The organism is Deinococcus rhizophilus (genome assembly GCF_030271215.1).
In the GTDB taxonomy this organism is placed as follows: domain Bacteria; phylum Deinococcota; class Deinococci; order Deinococcales; family Deinococcaceae; genus Deinococcus; species Deinococcus rhizophilus.
The window spans coordinates 1-16,096 of record NZ_JASNGB010000054.1 but is presented as its reverse complement, the minus strand read 5'-3'; the positions used below and the strand labels follow the sequence as shown (position 1 = coordinate 16,096).

Annotated in this window: 11 protein-coding genes, 1 pseudogene and 1 CRISPR repeat array; of the genes and pseudogenes, 1 reads left to right on the top strand and 11 read right to left on the bottom strand. The window is 69.4% G+C overall.

Annotated elements, in window-relative coordinates; translation table 11 throughout:
- The 9 genes from QOL99_RS07820 to casA form a co-directional block, all read right to left on the bottom strand.
- The coding region (locus tag QOL99_RS07820; protein ID WP_285522794.1) for a DUF2254 family protein at positions 1 to 648 on the bottom strand (648 nt) is incomplete at its 3' end.
- A gap of 29 nt (positions 649 to 677) precedes the next feature.
- A complete protein-coding gene (locus tag QOL99_RS07815) occupies positions 678 to 1,628 on the bottom strand; it encodes a mechanosensitive ion channel family protein (protein WP_285522792.1) in 951 nt (316 codons plus the stop codon).
- Positions 1,629 to 1,734: 106 nt separating this feature from the next.
- Positions 1,735 to 5,240: direct repeats of the CRISPR family, unit length 29 nt; unit sequence CGGACCATCCCCACGCCCGTGGGGAACAC.
- Between the two features lie 68 nt (positions 5,241 to 5,308).
- Complete coding sequence (gene cas2e / locus QOL99_RS07810; protein ID WP_285522790.1) at positions 5,309 to 5,632, bottom strand: type I-E CRISPR-associated endoribonuclease Cas2e; 324 nt, start codon at positions 5,630 to 5,632, stop codon at positions 5,309 to 5,311.
- The gene (gene cas1e, locus QOL99_RS07805; RefSeq protein WP_285522788.1) at positions 5,622 to 6,584 is read right to left on the bottom strand and encodes a type I-E CRISPR-associated endonuclease Cas1e; all 963 of its coding nucleotides are present in this window, start codon (positions 6,582 to 6,584) and stop codon (positions 5,622 to 5,624) included. The genes cas2e and cas1e overlap by 11 nt, the downstream gene beginning before the upstream one ends.
- 28 nt (positions 6,585 to 6,612) lie before the next feature.
- Complete coding sequence (gene cas6e / locus QOL99_RS07800; protein WP_285522786.1) at positions 6,613 to 7,248, bottom strand: type I-E CRISPR-associated protein Cas6/Cse3/CasE; 636 nt, start codon at positions 7,246 to 7,248, stop codon at positions 6,613 to 6,615.
- The gene (cas5e, locus tag QOL99_RS07795; protein WP_285522784.1) at positions 7,245 to 7,943 is read right to left on the bottom strand and encodes a type I-E CRISPR-associated protein Cas5/CasD; all 699 of its coding nucleotides are present in this window, start codon (positions 7,941 to 7,943) and stop codon (positions 7,245 to 7,247) included. Before cas5e ends, cas6e begins: the two co-directional genes overlap by 4 nt.
- A 2-nt stretch (positions 7,944 to 7,945) precedes the next feature.
- Complete coding sequence (cas7e, locus tag QOL99_RS07790) at positions 7,946 to 9,082, bottom strand: type I-E CRISPR-associated protein Cas7/Cse4/CasC (RefSeq protein WP_285522782.1); 1,137 nt, start codon at positions 9,080 to 9,082, stop codon at positions 7,946 to 7,948.
- Positions 9,079 to 9,690 carry a type I-E CRISPR-associated protein Cse2/CasB gene (gene casB / locus QOL99_RS07785; protein ID WP_285522780.1) on the bottom strand — a complete coding sequence of 204 codons (612 nt, stop codon included), beginning with the start codon at positions 9,688 to 9,690 and terminating at the stop codon, positions 9,079 to 9,081. The genes cas7e and casB overlap by 4 nt, the downstream gene beginning before the upstream one ends.
- The gene (gene casA, locus QOL99_RS07780) at positions 9,687 to 11,411 is read right to left on the bottom strand and encodes a type I-E CRISPR-associated protein Cse1/CasA (RefSeq protein WP_285522778.1); all 1,725 of its coding nucleotides are present in this window, start codon (positions 11,409 to 11,411) and stop codon (positions 9,687 to 9,689) included. The genes casB and casA overlap by 4 nt, the downstream gene beginning before the upstream one ends.
- 151 nt (positions 11,412 to 11,562) lie before the next feature.
- Between casA and cas3 the strand changes: the two genes are divergently transcribed.
- Entirely contained in the window at positions 11,563 to 14,442 is a 2,880-nt protein-coding gene (gene cas3, locus QOL99_RS07775; RefSeq protein WP_285522777.1) for a CRISPR-associated helicase Cas3', read from the top strand.
- 198 nt (positions 14,443 to 14,640) lie between these two features.
- On the opposite strand, the gene QOL99_RS07770 is transcribed toward cas3, so the two are convergent.
- Positions 14,641 to 15,717 carry a helix-turn-helix transcriptional regulator gene (locus QOL99_RS07770; RefSeq protein ID WP_285522775.1) on the bottom strand — a complete coding sequence of 359 codons (1,077 nt, stop codon included), beginning with the start codon at positions 15,715 to 15,717 and terminating at the stop codon, positions 14,641 to 14,643.
- A gap of 58 nt (positions 15,718 to 15,775) precedes the next feature.
- Positions 15,776 to 16,096, bottom strand: a pseudogene (locus QOL99_RS07765) (tetratricopeptide repeat protein); the annotation flags it as partial.

The window sequence follows — 16,096 nt, the reverse complement described above, 5'->3', positions numbered from 1 at the left end:
CAGCAGGCCCGCCACGTCCAGCGCCTGCAGGTAGCCGCCGCCGCTGGCCCGGACCTCCCCGGCGTCGCCCAGGTCGGCGGGGAGAGGCGCCGGAGCCGGGGGGCGGCCCCGCTCGGGAAACTGCGCCTCGATGGTCCCCACGAGTTCGTCGGACACCAGCCGGACGACCCGCCCGACGTTGATCCCGCCCGCGATGTGCGCGATGAAGTAGATCAGGACCGCCAGACTCAGCAGCGCCAGCCCCAGCGCCAGGGTCACGGCCAGATGCGGGACGAAGGGGCTCTCGTCGCCGCCCCGCACGGTCCGCAGCACCAGCAGGCCATAGGCGAAGGTGGCGATGAAGGTGCCGAGCGTGAACTGGTTGCCCCGGTCGCGGGTGAAATGCTCCAGCAGCCGTGGTCCCATCTGGCTGCTGGCCAGAGACAGCGCCGCGATGGTGATGGAAAAGGTCGTGCCCGCGACGCCGATCACCGACCCTGAGACGGCCGCCAGGATGGACCGTGCCCCGTCCGCGCTGCCGCCGTAAATCCACGGCAGACCCCGCAGGGCCGCCAGCCCCACCCGCTCGTCCACGTTCACGGCCTGCTCGGCCAGCACCAAGGCGGCCAGCACCATCACGGCAGGCACGAACCAGAAGCTGTCACGCACCCCGGTCCACAGCGCCGTGAGCCTGCCGTTCAGGACGGCTCCTGCTCGCGCTCGCGGACAACCTGCCAGCGGGACGGGGGCGCCTCGCCCTTCCCGGCGGGCCAGCCCTCGCGCTGCCGGACGCGGTCGCCGTCGGCCTCCTCGGTCTGGTCATGCCACAGAATCTGGCGGGTGGGATACGGCAGGTCGATCCCGTGCGCGAGCAGCGCCTCCTTGACCCGCTGCAGCACCTCGTCCTGACTGTCCAGCGCGTCCTTGCGCCGGGGCGGGTCGATCCACCAGCGCACCCGCAGGTTCACGCTGCTCTCGGCCAGGTCGACCACCAGCACCTCCGGGGCCGGGTCCTGGCGAATCTGCTTCAGGCCCGCGAGGGTCCCGTGAATCACCTGCTTGGCGGTCCCGATGTCGTCCCCGTAGCCGATCCCGACGTCGTACTGGAGTCGGCGCACCTCGTAGGCCGTCTTGACCGTGACCTTGCCGGTAAAGAGCTGGGTGTTGGGGATCACGACCTGAAGGTTGTCGTAGGTCCGCAGGATGGTCGCGCGAATCTGAATGTCCTCGACGGTGCCCTCGGAATCCCCGGTAACAATCTGGTCGCCGATGCGGAAGGGCCGCGTGATCAGGATCAGGATGCCCGCGAGCAGGTTTTGCAGGATGTCCCGGAAGGCGAAGCCGATGGCGACGCCGCCCACGCCCAGCAGGCTGAAGAGGCTCGCGGGCGTCACCGAGGGAAAGATGATGGTGACGCCCACCAGCACGCCCAGCAGCAGAATGCTGCCCGAGGCCAGCCGCCCGAACAGCCGCCCCAGGTTGCCCTCCCGGCTCCCCCAGACCCGCTGGATCAGATTCCGCGCTCCCCGGGCGAGGCCCCAGAAGACCAGCAGCACGGCCAGCGCGATCAGCACGTTGGGCAGGGCGGCGACGACGTCGCGTCCGATACTCTGCACCCGCTCCAGGGCGACATTCACGTTGGCGGCCATGCTGCCCTTCATATCGGCTGTAAGCAGGAGGCGCAAGGGGGCGGACCATTCCATTCCCACGCCCGTGGGAACACGCGAGGTCCTTGTGCAGGGCGCAGGCGGCGGGCGGACCATCCCCACGCCCGTGGGGAACACAGTTCCACCGCCTCAATGTCCACGTCGATCAGCGGACCATCCCCACGCCCGTGGGGAACACGCCACAGATTCGGTGAGCGCGTCCACAGCCTTCGGACCATCCCCACGCCCGTGGGGAACACGAGCCGTAACCCGGGTCGTAAAACAGCGCCCCCGGACCATCCCCACGCCCGTGGGGAACACAATGCCCAGGCGCCCGGCCGTGTCGCTCACGCCTGGACCATCCCCACGCCCGTGGGGAACACCGGTTTTTCAGCAACCTCGTGGACCTGACCGACGGACCATCCCCACGCCCGTGGGGAACACCACCGGACGGCGTCCGCCACGGCTCACCTCCTCGGACCATCCCCACGCCCGTGGGGAACACTCCGCGAAGTTCCCGATCCACGCGGCCGACTGCGGACCATCCCCACGCCCGTGGGGAACACCTGTTCACGGGGTCGAACGTGCCCACACTCGCCGGACCATCCCCACGCCCGTGGGGAACACGCGGGAGAGCAGGCCGTCAGGGTCCAGCCCCGCGGACCATCCCCACGCCCGTGGGGAACACGTACGACCGTCTCCGTACTGGAGGTCAAAGGACGGACCATCCCCACGCCCGTGGGGAACACGTTCGACGGGGCCGGGCTTGCGAGGCTCGGCCGGACCATCCCCACGCCCGTGGGGAACACGGCCCACAGACGGCAGGACTCGATACCCCCGTCGGACCATCCCCACGCCCGTGGGGAACACGCGCGGTAGACGCGGGCGGGTGTGCCGTTCGCCGGACCATCCCCACGCCCGTGGGGAACACCGTGCCGTGGCCGCCGCTATCCGGTTTGATGACGGACCATCCCCACGCCCGTGGGGAACACGTGCGGAAGGTGGGCCGACTCAACGCGGCTCGCGGACCATCCCCACGCCCGTGGGGAACACAAGTGATGAATGCGGATATGGATGTACCCCATCGGACCATCCCCACGCCCGTGGGGAACACTCGAGGGCGTCCGTGATGTGCGAAAAGTGGTCCGGACCATCCCCACGCCCGTGGGGAACACGCGGGGGCAGTGCCGTCCCTCATCACCCTGCGCGGACCATCCCCACGCCCGTGGGGAACACGTCACCGACGCCTACGGCCACGCCTGGGCGCACGGACCATCCCCACGCCCGTGGGGAACACCTCCACCTTCACGCCGCGACGGGCGTACAGGTCGGACCATCCCCACGCCCGTGGGGAACACTGGCTCGCCCGCGTTCTGGTGCTGCCACGCCACGGACCATCCCCACGCCCGTGGGGAACACTCCGGGAGGCGGTAGAAGGGCTTTTCCCCATTCGGACCATCCCCACGCCCGTGGGGAACACCACCCGGAATGGTGGGGACCGTGGCTGTGGGGCGGACCATCCCCACGCCCGTGGGGAACACCGCCTCCACTGGCTCCTCTCGCAGTCCGCTGCCGGACCATCCCCACGCCCGTGGGGAACACCCGGCTTCCGTCATCACGGCGCGAGTAGCCGACGGACCATCCCCACGCCCGTGGGGAACACGGAGCCTGTCAAGGCCGCCTTTCACCGCACCACGGACCATCCCCACGCCCGTGGGGAACACCCAACTTGCGCCAGCAATTTATCCTCGAAGGGCGGACCATCCCCACGCCCGTGGGGAACACGTCGCATTCCGGGCGGGGTCGCGTTTTTCGGCCGGACCATCCCCACGCCCGTGGGGAACACGGGGGGCCAAAGTGGCGGGGCAATGAACACGACGGACCATCCCCACGCCCGTGGGGAACACCCCTCTTGCGTCAGCAAGGCGTGCTCCGCCGACGGACCATCCCCACGCCCGTGGGGAACACGTCGCAGTCCGGGCGGGGTCGCGTTTTTCGGCCGGACCATCCCCACGCCCGTGGGGAACACTGGGCAGCGGTGGGTTTGGTCACACCCGCGTCCGGACCATCCCCACGCCCGTGGGGAACACTTTTTATCAGTAATAGCCCTGTATATCTCGCCCGGACCATCCCCACGCCCGTGGGGAACACGGTGCTGAACTGGTGGCGCTGCTCGATGCCGGCGGACCATCCCCACGCCCGTGGGGAACACGTCGCAATCCGGGGGGGGTCGCGTTATGCGGCCGGACCATCCCCACGCCCGTGGGGAACACTGGGCCGCGGTGGGTTTGGTCACACCCGCGTCCGGACCATCCCCACGCCCGTGGGGAACACTTTTTATCAGTAATTGCCCTGTATATCTCGCCCGGACCATCCCCACGCCCGTGGGGAACACGATGCGGGAAAGTTTCGCGGCATAGTCACCCACGGACCATCCCCACGCCCGTGGGGAACACTGGGCAGCGGAGGGGTGGGTGCGCCCCGCGTCCGGACCATCCCCGCGCCCGTGGGGAACACTGGGCAGCGGAGGGGTGGGTGCGCCCCGCGTCCGGACCATCCCCGCGCCCGTGGGGAACACTGGGCAGCGGAGGGGTGGGTGCGCCCCGCGTCCGGACCATCCCCGCGCCCGTGGGGACCACGGTCTCGACGTGGGTCCGCGGCACGCCGCCGCCGGACCATCCCCACGCCCGTGGGGAACACGGTGCTGAACTGGTGGCGCTGCTCGATGCCGTCGGACCATCCCCACGCCCGTGGGGAACACTGTACCCGCTACGGCGTCCTGGGCGCCCGTCCCGGACCATCCCCACGCCCGTGGGGAACACAGCGGCCCATCCTGCGAGTATCATCCACCCGCCGGACCATCCCCACGCCCGTGGGGAACACGTTTTATGAGTAATAGCCCTGTATATCGCGCCCGGACCATCCCCACGCCCGTGGGGAACACTGCTCCCGCTTCGGCGTCCTGGGCGCCGCTGCCGGACCATCCCCACGCCCGTGGGGAACACAGCGGCCCATCCTGCGAGTAACATCCACACGACGGACCATCCCCACGCCCGTGGGGAACACGTGGGCCTCTGGGTGACTATGAAGGGTGTCTCCGGACCATCCCCACGCCCGTGGGGAACACTCGTCGGGGAACACGGCGGTGAGACCGGCTCCCGGACCATCCCCACGCCCGTGGGGAACACTCAACCTCACAGCCGATGAACTGACGACCCAGCGGACCATCCCCACGCCCGTGGGGAACACAACTTCGTGGACGGCAAGAGCGGCAGCGTGAGCGGACCATCCCCACGCCCGTGGGGAACACGTGACCCTCCCCGCCCTCACCACCCCCGCCCCCGGACCATCCCCACGCCCGTGGGGAACACGCCCCGGCTCCCACATGGTCAGTCCGCCGCTTCGGACCATCCCCACGCCCGTGGGGAACACTGGAGCAACTCTGCCTCTGTCATTCCGCCGCCCGGACCATCCCCACGCCCGTGGGGAACACTCGCAGGCCGCCGCCAACCTGATCCGCAAGAACGGACCATCCCCACGCCCGTGGGGAACACCCGCCGGGCACTGCCTGCCCGACTGAGACCACCGGACCATCCCCACGCCCGTGGGGAACACACTTTGAAAACGCGGCCCTTCCTACCCCTCAACCCCAGAGAAGGCCCCTGCCCTTTCTCCGATTCAAATCACAATTTGTCATCATCCTCGGGAGGGTCGTACTCCCCAGCCAATTGTGCATGACGGGCGTTGCGAACGGCAACGAGCTGATAGCCGTCGAGGCTGACCACCCGGCGGGTCGCGTCCCCGTGGGTGCGGATCACGAAGCCCTGCTCGTTGCTCGCCCGGTAGACCTGGGTGCAGCGGCCCCGGCGGGTGTGCCCCACGGCCTTGTCCCACAGCAGGTCTCGGACCAGCGCCGAGGCGTTGCCGACGTACACGCCCGGCTGCACCTCGATCAGCCAGCGGCTCAGCTCGCCGCGCAGGCTCTCGGGGACGGCCTCAAGAGTCATGACCAGCATGGTTTACCCCTCCCGCCGCGTTGCCCTCCGGGTCCCACAGGTCGCCGGGGGCCGTGGGCTCGGGGTCGGGGTCGTCGCCACCCAGCAGGTGCAGGAGGTCGGCGGCCATCCGCTCCAGCAGCCGCAACTTGGTCATGTGGTCGCGCAGGCCGGTGCGGACGCGCCGCTCCAGGTCGTCGCCGGGGGTGGCGGCCTCGCGGAAGGCGACGGGCAGGACGACCTCCAGCTTGTACAGGTCGGCCACGTCGTAGACGAAGCTCAGCATCTTGCCGGTGTGGACGAAGCCCAGCGCGGGGCTGTAGCCCATGCTCAGGATCGCGGCGTGCGCGAGACCGTACAGGCAGGCGTTTCCGGCGCTGACTGCCTTGTTCACCGGCGTGGCGCGGTTCCAGTCCTGCTGCTTGTACTGGCGCGTGTCCCACTTGACCCCATGCGCCCGGCTGTAGCGGCCGTAGGCGTCCCGCACCCGTGCCCCCTCGCGCCCGCGAATCTGCTGGAGGGTGAGGTCCGGGGGCAGACCCTCCGGAAAGCGCATCGCGTACATCTGGCGCACCACGCGCAGGCGGCTGTGCGGATTGGCCCACAGCAGCGCCTGACGGTGGAGCCGCGCCGCGCTGCGCGTCTCGCCCAGGCCGCTGGCATACAGGCGCACGCCTTCCTCGCCCACCCACAGCAGCGAGCAGCCGGTGTCGGAGAGGGCCTTGACGGCCTCGTGGCTGACCGAGCAGCCCGGCCCCAGCAGCAGCACGCTGAGGCTGGCCGCCGGGATGGTCACCATGCCTTCCGGGTGATAGGCCCGCACGCCGCGCCCGTCTTGCTCCAGCCGGGTATGGTCGAGGTAAAGGTAAGTCGTGCCGTCGCGGAACTTGGGCAGCTCGCGCAGGTTCTGCCGCTGCCAGATGATCGCGTTGGAGGTTGGCGGAATGGAGGCAGGATCGGTCATGGATTACCTCGGTGGAAAAGGGAGAGGCTCACCCCGGCCCCAGGCTCAGCAGGCCGCAGCCCAGCGCCTTCGCGTGGCCGAGGCCGCCGCACACCGCGTTCAGCAATGCCGACGGGTTGGTGACACGCAACACGCCCTCAAAGGTGACGGTGTGGAGGGTCAGCGTCTGCGCCCCCTTGCGGGTTTTCACGGTGCCGCTGTGAACGGTATCGGCGACGAGCACCTCAAACCCGTGCCGCTCACCCTGTCGGTCCAGCCACCCGAGTTGCTCGTGCGGGCCGCGCAGGGCATGGCGGCGGCTGCGGCCCCGTTCATCGAGCTTCCGCACGGTCACGTTCGCCCGCAGGCGGAAGCGCAGGGGGCGGCCCGCCGTGAGCGCGGGCGTCAGGTCCACCGTCTTGACCTCCCAGGCCCGCAACGAGCCGGGGTGCCGGGCGTTCAGGGCGTCCCAGTCGGGCGGGGCCAGGCTCTGGACGAGGAGGGTGGCGCGGTCCTCCTGCCGCCACAGCAACCTCTCGCCGTCCGGGAGGGGGGCGCTCTCCACCCCGGCCCCCGGAAAAGCCCAGCGCAGGGTCTGGTGCAGGGCATACGGGCTGGCGAGGTCGCGGGCCGTGCGGCGGTCGCGGTCGTCGAAGGTCAGGCGGGAGAGGTGGAGCGGGGTCACGCGCCCACCTCCTCGGGGGGAGACAGCCGCAGCCAGGGGTCGGGCTCCGGGGTCAGAGGCAGCGTCACCGTCAGCACGTCACGCGAGACGTAGCGCCGTCGGGCAAAAGGACCGTCGGGCACGTCCTGCCGCCGTGAGGGCGAAGCTCGGCTCCGCTCGGCCTCCGGGACCGCCTCCCAGTCCAGCACCAGGCGGTAAGGCTCGCCGTCGTCCTCGCGGCGCAGGCTGGGGGCGATCAGCAGCGCCTCCCACAGCGGTAGGTCCAGTGGAGGCCCGGCGAAGATCGGCAGGCTGGGCTGGAACGCCTTGCGCCCCAGCGACAGCGGCCAGTGCGGGTTTCTCAGGGCGGCGTGCAACTCGGTCAGCAGCTCCCGGTCCCCCTCCAGCCCGGCCCAGAAGGCGGCGTCCGCGAGGTAAGCGCGGCGGGTCACGTCGGTCCTCGTCCTCGGGTCGCCGGGGCGCAGTTGGGCGGTGTGGTAGTCGGTGCCCGTCACCCCCGCGCGGTCCACCCGCACGCCGAACGCGAGGCGGGTCAGGTGGTCCACCGGCTCGGCGCGGTCGATGCCCAGCGCCGCCGCCGCGAGGCCCAGCACGCCCGAGCGGCTGGGCTCGGCCTCGGTGTCGCGGTCGTCGAAGCGGCTCCGCGTTCCCCACGCTTGCATGGGCGCTGCCAGTCGCAGCAGCAGGCTCGCCACCGTCAGGCCCCCAGGGCGCTCAGGGCGTCCGCGACCGTCGCGTCGATCATCGCAGCCACATCGGGCATCGCCTCCCCGAAGACCTCGTGCCCGCCCTCCCGTGCCACGAAGCGGGCGGTCCCGGCGTCCCCGAACACGCCGTTCTGCCAGCCCATCTCATCCGCCAGCGCCGCGACGCTGGGGGCCAGGTAACCGCCCCCACCCTCGGCCCGCACGCCCTTCTCAAAGGCGTTGGCGAGGTTGCGCGGCGAGGCGCCTTTGCGCACCACCTGGACCATCAGCCCTGGCAGGTTGTGCGCGGCGAAGGTGTTCTGTTTGCCCGTCGGTGCCGCGAAGACCGAGGCGTACAGGAAGGCCCGCAGCCCCCGCTCCAGCAACTCGCGGTCGCCTTGCAGGTTCTCCAGCAGCTTGGCGAGGTCGAGGCACGCGTAGCGGTACATGGTCGCGCTGGCGAACTCCACCGTGCCCAGCATGTCGGCCCCGGCGTTGTCCTCGGGCTTGAGGTCGTCCACCGCCGTATAGAAGTCGTACTGCCGCTCGCGCAGCGCGTGGGTGCTGATAGCGTGCGCGACCTGCGCCGCCGCGTCCGCGTTCTTGTCGGGGAGGTTAGCGAGCATTCGCCCGAAGAGAGCGATATCTACGGCATTTCCGCCACCAGTCACGTCCGCGAGACACTTATGCAGTGTTCCCTTGATTTCGTTGTCGGCCTTGTACTTCGGTTGGGCCAGCTTTTCAAAGTTGGCGTGAATCACCTCGGCCAGCCGTGCGAGTTCGCTTCGTCCGAAAAAGGCAAGATATTCCGTCAGCCCCTCTTTCGTGATCTTCATCTGCTTCTGTGTGCCCATCGTCTCAACCGCGTTCCTCGCCGCGAGAGAGGCACTTTCGGCATCGTGGCCCATCTCCGTCAGGAGGCGAGCTAATTCCTCGTGCGCCCGCTTGGTCCGCACGCCTATCTCCTCCGGCTGGAGGAGTTGCCGCCCCCCGAAGTCCTGCCGCATCGCCCGCTTGAACGACTGCGAGGACATCCGCAGCCGCCGCGTGCCGCCGAAAAAGGCGTCCTTGGGGCTGCCGGTGTCGTCGCGGTTGAGGTTGCTGGGGGCGAAGTTCTGAAGGTAGTGCAGTTCGAGCAGGGCTTTCATTGTTGGGCTCCTTGTGGAGTGGGCGTGGCGTCGTCGGAGAAGGGAGCGGTGTCTTTTACTTCCCGGCTGATCTCGCGGTAGAAGTCCTGCGCCCACTCGCGGCGCACGCGGTCGCCCCAGTAGAGGAGGTCGCGGGTCAGGCGCACCCAGTCCGGCGTGAGGTCCCCTGCGGCGAGCAGGGTCACGGCCTGCCGCATCTGGTAGTTCAGGCCGTCGCGGTCGGCGTCCAGCAGGGCCAGAAAGCGTTTCTCGGTGCTGGGGCGCTCGCCCTGCGCGAGGTACAGGCGGCCCATCAGCAGGCCGGTGGAGGGGCCTTTTTCCGGGTCGGCGCTGGCGGCAAGCTCTGGCATTTCCACCTCCGCCGCGTCGCCCTCGTCCTGCCGGGCCTGGGGTTTGAGGGCGTACAGGCCCGCGACGAGTCGCAGGGCTTCTTTCTGGTAGGGGTCCGCCTCGCCGTAGCCGGTGCGGGTATACAGGCCCTCCAGCCAGTACACGCCGCGCTCGTCACCGCCCAGACCCCGGCGCAGTTGCGCGAGCGGGCCGCGTTCCAGCCGGTGCAACTCGGCCACGAAGCGGGCGGGGCGGTCATCCGCCACTTGCTTTGTCATGGGGTGCCTCCGTTCTTGAGGGTGCCCAGGGCCTTGAGCCATGGCCCCTGAGCTTTCTCGACCGCCCGCAGGCCCACCGCGTTCATCCCGGCGGCCTGCTCGGCGGTGCGCCAGCCTGCGCGGGCAGCGCGGCTCAGGGCGGCGTGCCAGTCGGCCAGAGCGACTTTCGGGTCCGCGTCCAGCGCCAGCAGGTAGGCGCGAAAGGGCGTGTCCAGCCCCGCCCAGTAGGTCGGTTCGGCAGCAACCTTCGCTGCCATATCGTTTATCTTTGCGCCCACCTCCTTATTGACCTTTTTCTTGAGGTCGCCAACAACCAGAACAGTGAAAAGGCGTCTCAAGGATTCCTGCAACCCGGTTCCCACGACGACTGCATCGCCCAGCGCCGCCCGCACATGCTCGCGGAACCTTTCAGGGTTCTCAATGAATGTTTCCGGCAGCGTGTAGTTCTCTTGGCGTATGGCGAAAGCCTTCATTTCCTTGGTAAGTTGCCCGAAGACCACGACGGGAACGACAGGCTGAACTCCCAAGGACGAGGGACGGCTCTCGGCGGCAGAGGCCAGTTCCCCGGAATAGGCGTCCTGCGACATCAGGAGGTCATCCTCCGGCGGGGCGATTTCCTTTGCTCTGACCTTTTGCAGCACGTCGCGGGCGTGCTTTAGCACAGCGGGAGCCTGCCCAGGTAACAGCTTGACTAACCCCTTTTTCTTCTCCGGGATGACGACGGTCGCGGCTGGATCGGGAAAGAGGGCGTTGAAGTCACGCCACAACAAGCGGTCGCGGCGCAACTTGTATGGAAAGCGTTGCTCCCCGGTTCTCAGCGTCACCATCGGGTCAATGTTGCCCTCAATGCCCTCGCCAGGACCCTCAAAAGGCTCGCCTGCCCCGAAGCCGACCGTGTGAACGACTATCCCTTCCGGCGTCTCTTCGGGCAGCAGCAAGACGCTGCGGCTGAGCCAGACGTAACGGCTGACGGGACCGGGCGGCACCCTTGCCACCTTCTGCTTGGAGCCATACAGGGCGCGGATATCGGCCACTGTAAGCGGGGGCCTCTCCCAGGGAGGCGCGTCAGCAGCGTCCCCCGCGTAGGGCACGAGATTCAGGCACAGCGTCCGGTGCAGGGTGTCGCCCTCAGCCAGAAATAGGGCGAGGGTGGCGACAGGGGCAGCGTCCGCAGAAGTCGTAAATCTCTGAATAGTCCCGCCAAGGGCGGAAGTTTGAACTTCCAGCAGTCTCAATGCCGCCTGTTGGGGTGTCAGAGACTCCCAAGTTGGCTCTTTCTTGGTCTTCTCGGCTCGCTTGTTCAGGCCGAACAAGACCGTCGTGTTCGGGCTCCCCTCTTCCGTACTCAATCGCGTCCAGTGACTGCGGAAGTTCTCGCCCTCCACTGCCGGGTCCAGGCCCGCCACCTGCATGAAGGGTTGAGGCCCGAACAGGTGGAAACGGTCGACGTACTGGTCCAGGTAAGCCTGAACCTTGTCGGCGGGAAACCCGTGCTGATACCACTCGGCCGCCTGTTCCTCGTCCTTCGGCCCCCTCAGTGCCCGGTGCAGTACCGCCAGGTGCAAGCGGTACAGCGCGGCGGTCTGAAGCGGCTGTCCGGCATCAATGCGCCCGTAAGCGGCGCCGTTCAGCAGGGACTCCCGCAGCGAAATGAGCCGCCTCTGACTGCCTCTGGCGACGATGGGAATCCAGTCCCTGTCCAGCAGGGAGAAAGTATCCAACGGTTCACCTCCACCGTAATTGTCAGGATGGGGTGTCGCAGAGATGTCACACACCCTTTGCTGCGCCCGAGCATTGGCAGATAAGTTGAGTCCGCTGAAACAGTCCGCATGTGCGACCGGTTTCGTCGCCCCTTCCGGTTACGCTCCGGGCATGACACAACCTACGCCCATCAACGCGGTGGCCCGGACCCTGTGGGCCAAGAGTGCCCGGAAGAACGCGGACGGCACGGCGGGCGCCTGGCTTCCAGTCCTCAATCACCTGCTGGACGTGGCGGCGTGCGCGGCGGAAATCCTGGCGCTGGAGCCCGAGCAGACCCGGGAAATGTTCGTGGAAGACCTGGGGCTGCCGCCAGATCAGGCCCTGCCCTGGCTGTATGCCCTGATCGCCCTGCACGATCTCGGCAAGGCCAGCCCGGCCTTTCAGGTGCTGTGGGAAGGGGGGCGCCGGGAGGTCCACGAGGCGCTGCGCTTTGACCCGGCGTTGCGACCCCCCTACACGCCGCACGGGGTCGTCTCTGAACTCACCCTGGAGGACCTGTTACGGAAGCTGAAGTGGCCGGAAGCCCTGCGAAAGGGCGTAGCCGACGCGGTGGGCTGTCACCACGGCTTTCGCCAGGAACTTCAGAGTTACGACCTTTCCACGCCCCAGGTCGGGGAGGAACCAAACTGGCTCCGGGTGCGGGCCGAACTGCTGCGCCTCGTTACCCTCGGGACCGGCGCCCGCTACGACGCCCTCCCCACCATCTCCACCCTCTCCGCCGCCGCCTTCATGCGCCTCGCGGGCCTGACCAGTTTCGCGGACTGGCTGGGCAGTTCCTTTCCGTTGCCCACGGTCACGGACTTCTCGGCCCACGACGACCCGGCGGCCTACTTCGCGCGGGCGCGGGAACGGGCGCGGCAGACGCTGGCGGAGATTCACTGGCCGGTATTCGCCCCGTTGCGGGAGGAGTTGCCCCCCTTCGCGGACGTGTTCGGCTTCCAGCCCCGGCCCCTCCAGACAGCATTGGCGCAGGCTCTGGCCGAGGTGAACGGCCCCGCCCTGGTCCTCGTGGAGGCTCCGATGGGCGAGGGCAAGACGGAGGCGGCCTTTTACGCGCACCTCCAGCTTCAGCGGGCGGCGGGGCACCGGGGCATGTACGTGGCGCTGCCGACCCAGGCGACCGGAAACGCGATGTACGAGCGGTTTGCCGAGTTCCTGGCCGCGCAGGGCCGGGGGACGCCGCCGGACCTCCAACTCGCGCACGGGGGCACGCTGCTCAGCGATCACTTTCAGGAGGTGGTCGCGCGGACCCGACTTCGCCATCAGGGCAACGTCGCCGCCGACCCCGCCGAGGCGAATGGCCCCAGCGTCCGCGCCGAGGAGTGGTTTACCCAGCGCAAGCGGGCGCTGCTCTCCGAGTACGGGGTGGGCACGGTGGATCAGGCGCTGCTGGGGGTGCTGGGCGTCTCGCACCAGTTCGTGCGGCTGTGGGGCCTGGGCAACCGCGTGGTCGTGCTGGACGAGGTTCACGCCTACGACACCTACACTTCCGAGCTGATCGCGGCGCTGGTCGCGTGGCTGCGGGCGCTGGGGTCCAGCGTGGTCATCATGAGTGCCACCCTGCCCGAGTCGGGCCGCCGCGCCCTGCTCCGCGCCTGGGGAGTGGAGGACGCGCCCACCGCCGCCTACCCGCGCCTGACCGTCGCCCCGGCGGACGGGGAGGTCCAGACCCTCACCATCCCCGACCACGACGAGGCCGGGAACACCAGCCGACCGCGCCAGCACGTCACCCTGCGGCCCCTCGGGAGCGAGGCCGGGGAGGTCGCGGCGAAGGCCGTGGACCTCGCGGCAGGCGGCGGCTGCGTGGCGGTGATCGTGAACACCGTGGGCCGGGCGCAGGCCGTTCAGGAGGGCGTGCTGGCCGAGCTGGAGCGCCGGGGCATCACCACCCGCACCTGCACGAAAGGGGGTGGCAAGGACCCACGGGCCGTCAGTGTGCTGCTCTACCACGCCCGCTATCCGGCCGACGAGCGGCTGGAGCGCGAGCAGCGGGTGCTGCGGTATCTGGGCAAGGACGGCCAGCGGCCGGGGCGCTTCATCCTGATCGCCACCCAGGTCGCCGAGCAGAGCCTGGATTTTGACGCGGACGTGATGCTGACCGACCTCGCCCCCGCCGATCTGGTGCTGCAACGGGCCGGGCGGCTGCACCGCCACGCGGCGAACCGGGAGAGGCGCCACGGCCACGACGCCGCTATGCTGTACGTTGCCGGGCTGGATGAGTGGCCCGACGCGAGCATGGAACGCGAGTTCTGGGGCCGGGTCTACGCGCCCGCGCTGCTGTACCGCTCGTGGGTGGCGCTGCGGCGGCGCCTCCCGGGTGGGCTGACCCTCCCCGACGATCTGGACGCGCTGGTGCAGGAGGTCTACGCCCCCGACTTCGCGGCGCCGGAGCTGACGGACGGGCAACGGGAGGCGTTGGCGGCGGCAGAAGCGGCCCTGACCACCGAGCGCGGCAACCAGGCCACGACCGGGATGTTCGCCCACATCGGTCGCCCCGCCGACTTCTGGCAGACGCCGCTGCGCCAGCGCCCCGAGCCCGACACCGAGAGCGTGAGCGACGACCCCGCCACGGTGGGCGCCGAGGGGGACGACTTCCCGCGCACCCGCCTGGGCGAGGAAGGCGTGCGGCTCGTGCCGGTGGAGCGGGACACCAACAACGTCTGGCGGGTCTGCATCTCAGCCTTCGCCACCCCGGAAGAGAAACGGTCTCCTCTGTCCCCCCGATTTGCTGAGTTGGACAAACGCGACACGGCCCACGCCATCCAGATTTACCGCCGTTCTCTCAGTGTCTCGCGCTGGGAACTCGTGCGTTTCGGCCTGGCGAAGTGGGACGAGCAGGGCCAATCGCTGGGCGGTGAACACCGGGGCTGGCGGGCGCATCCGCTGTTGCGGGACGCCGTGCCACTGGTTTTCAAGGACGGGGTGGCCGAGGTGCAGGGGCTTCAGGTGCGGCTGGACACTGAGCGGGGGTTGGTGTTCGTGCGGGGGTAGACCTTCAGCGCGTGGTTGAAAAGTCGGGCGGAACTTCTCGCTAACCCGATGAGGACACGGTTTTAGCTCCTCCCCCCTTGCGGGGGACTGGGACAGCTCGCACCGCGAGAGGCTGGGAGGGGGGTGGGCGGCAACGCCGTCCCAAGCAGCGAGAAACGCTCTTGGCATTACCCGGTGAGACCCTTTTCAACCGGCTCCCTACCGCCGCCCCTCGGTCGCGTCCAGCAGGCCCCCCAGAAACTCCGGGTCATGCCGGGCCAGCGCCGCCCGCAACTCGCCCAGCCAGTGTTCGCGGACATGCGGAGGCGAGAGCACCTCGACCCTCGGTCCCCAGCCCAGCAGAAAGGGGATCAGCTCGCGCGGGAGCCCGCTGGCGTCGGTCCCGGCGCGGATGTCCAGCTCGACGCTGCCGTCGCGGTGGATCAGGGTGGTGTCCACCCGGGTGGCGTTGGGATAGCCGCCCTCCAGCACCCGGTAGGCGGCCTCGGGGGCGAAGCGCACCCGCACGGTGACCGGATTCTGCCCGCCGATCACGCCCCAGGCGTCCGAGAGGTAGTCACGGGGGTCGAAGTCCTCGGGGATGTCGTAAGTCCGTTCCAGCCGGGCGAAGTTCTCCATGCGGCTCACCTTGAAGGTGCGGATGGCCCCCCGGTGGCGGGTCTCGCACCCGATCACGTAGGGGGCAAGGTTGTCGCGGCTGATCTCCACGAAGTAGACCTCCAGCTCGTTGCCGCGCTCCAGGACGCCGCCGGGCTTGCGGTAGTCGAAGCGCAGCACCTCGCGGTGGGTCCACGCGGCGGCCACGAAATCGAGGGCGCGGTCGGTCGCGTGGGTGGCGCCCGTCTCCAGCAGGGAGCGGTGCAGCAGCCAGCGCAGGTGCTCGGGCAGGTCCCCCGCGATGGTCTCCAGGGCGCTGAGGTAATGCCCGCTGGTCACGGGCGCGTGGTGGTGCAGCAGCCGCACGGCGGTGTAGACGGCCAGGGCCTCGGCGGGGTTCAGCGCCCGGCCCCCCTGCGGGATGTGGTAGGCGCCCCGCCGGTCGCGCACGACCGGGTGCTCCATCTGCGAGAGGGCCAGCAGATCGCGCTGGATGCTGCGCGGGGTCACGCCGAAGTGCGCGGCGAGTTGCCCGGTGGTTCGCGGCGCCTGTTTGAGGGTGTCGGCCAGCGCGGAGAGGCGTTTGGCCCGGTCCCACACCAGGGACTGACGGGGCAGGGGCTGCCGCCGGGGGGCCGGAAAGTCGGTTTCGGGATGGGTCTGCTGGGGTTCGCCCACGGTGGTCCTCCAGGGCGGAGGATGCCGGGGAGGTGTCGCGTGAGTGTCGTTCCCGCGCCTAGTCCACCCGGCCACTCAGCCTATTTGCGTCCCCCTGCCTCAACTCCTGCTCACGGGCGAGGACCCAGGGCAGGGAAAGGCCCGCCAGGAAAGTTTCAACGGGTTCGCCCCGCCGCAGGGTGTCGGCCACGTCGTAGTGCCACTCGGCAGCGGGGTCGAGGCGGTAGCCGCCGGGGAGGGCCTCCACGCTTCCCGGCCAACCCAGCGCGTCCCGCAGCGCCCGCACTGCCGACGAGACGCGCTGGCGCTGCAGCCGGGGCGGGCGGGGGGTGCCGTCCTCCACCACCTCCGCGAGCAGGTCGGTCAGGCCCTCGCCGCC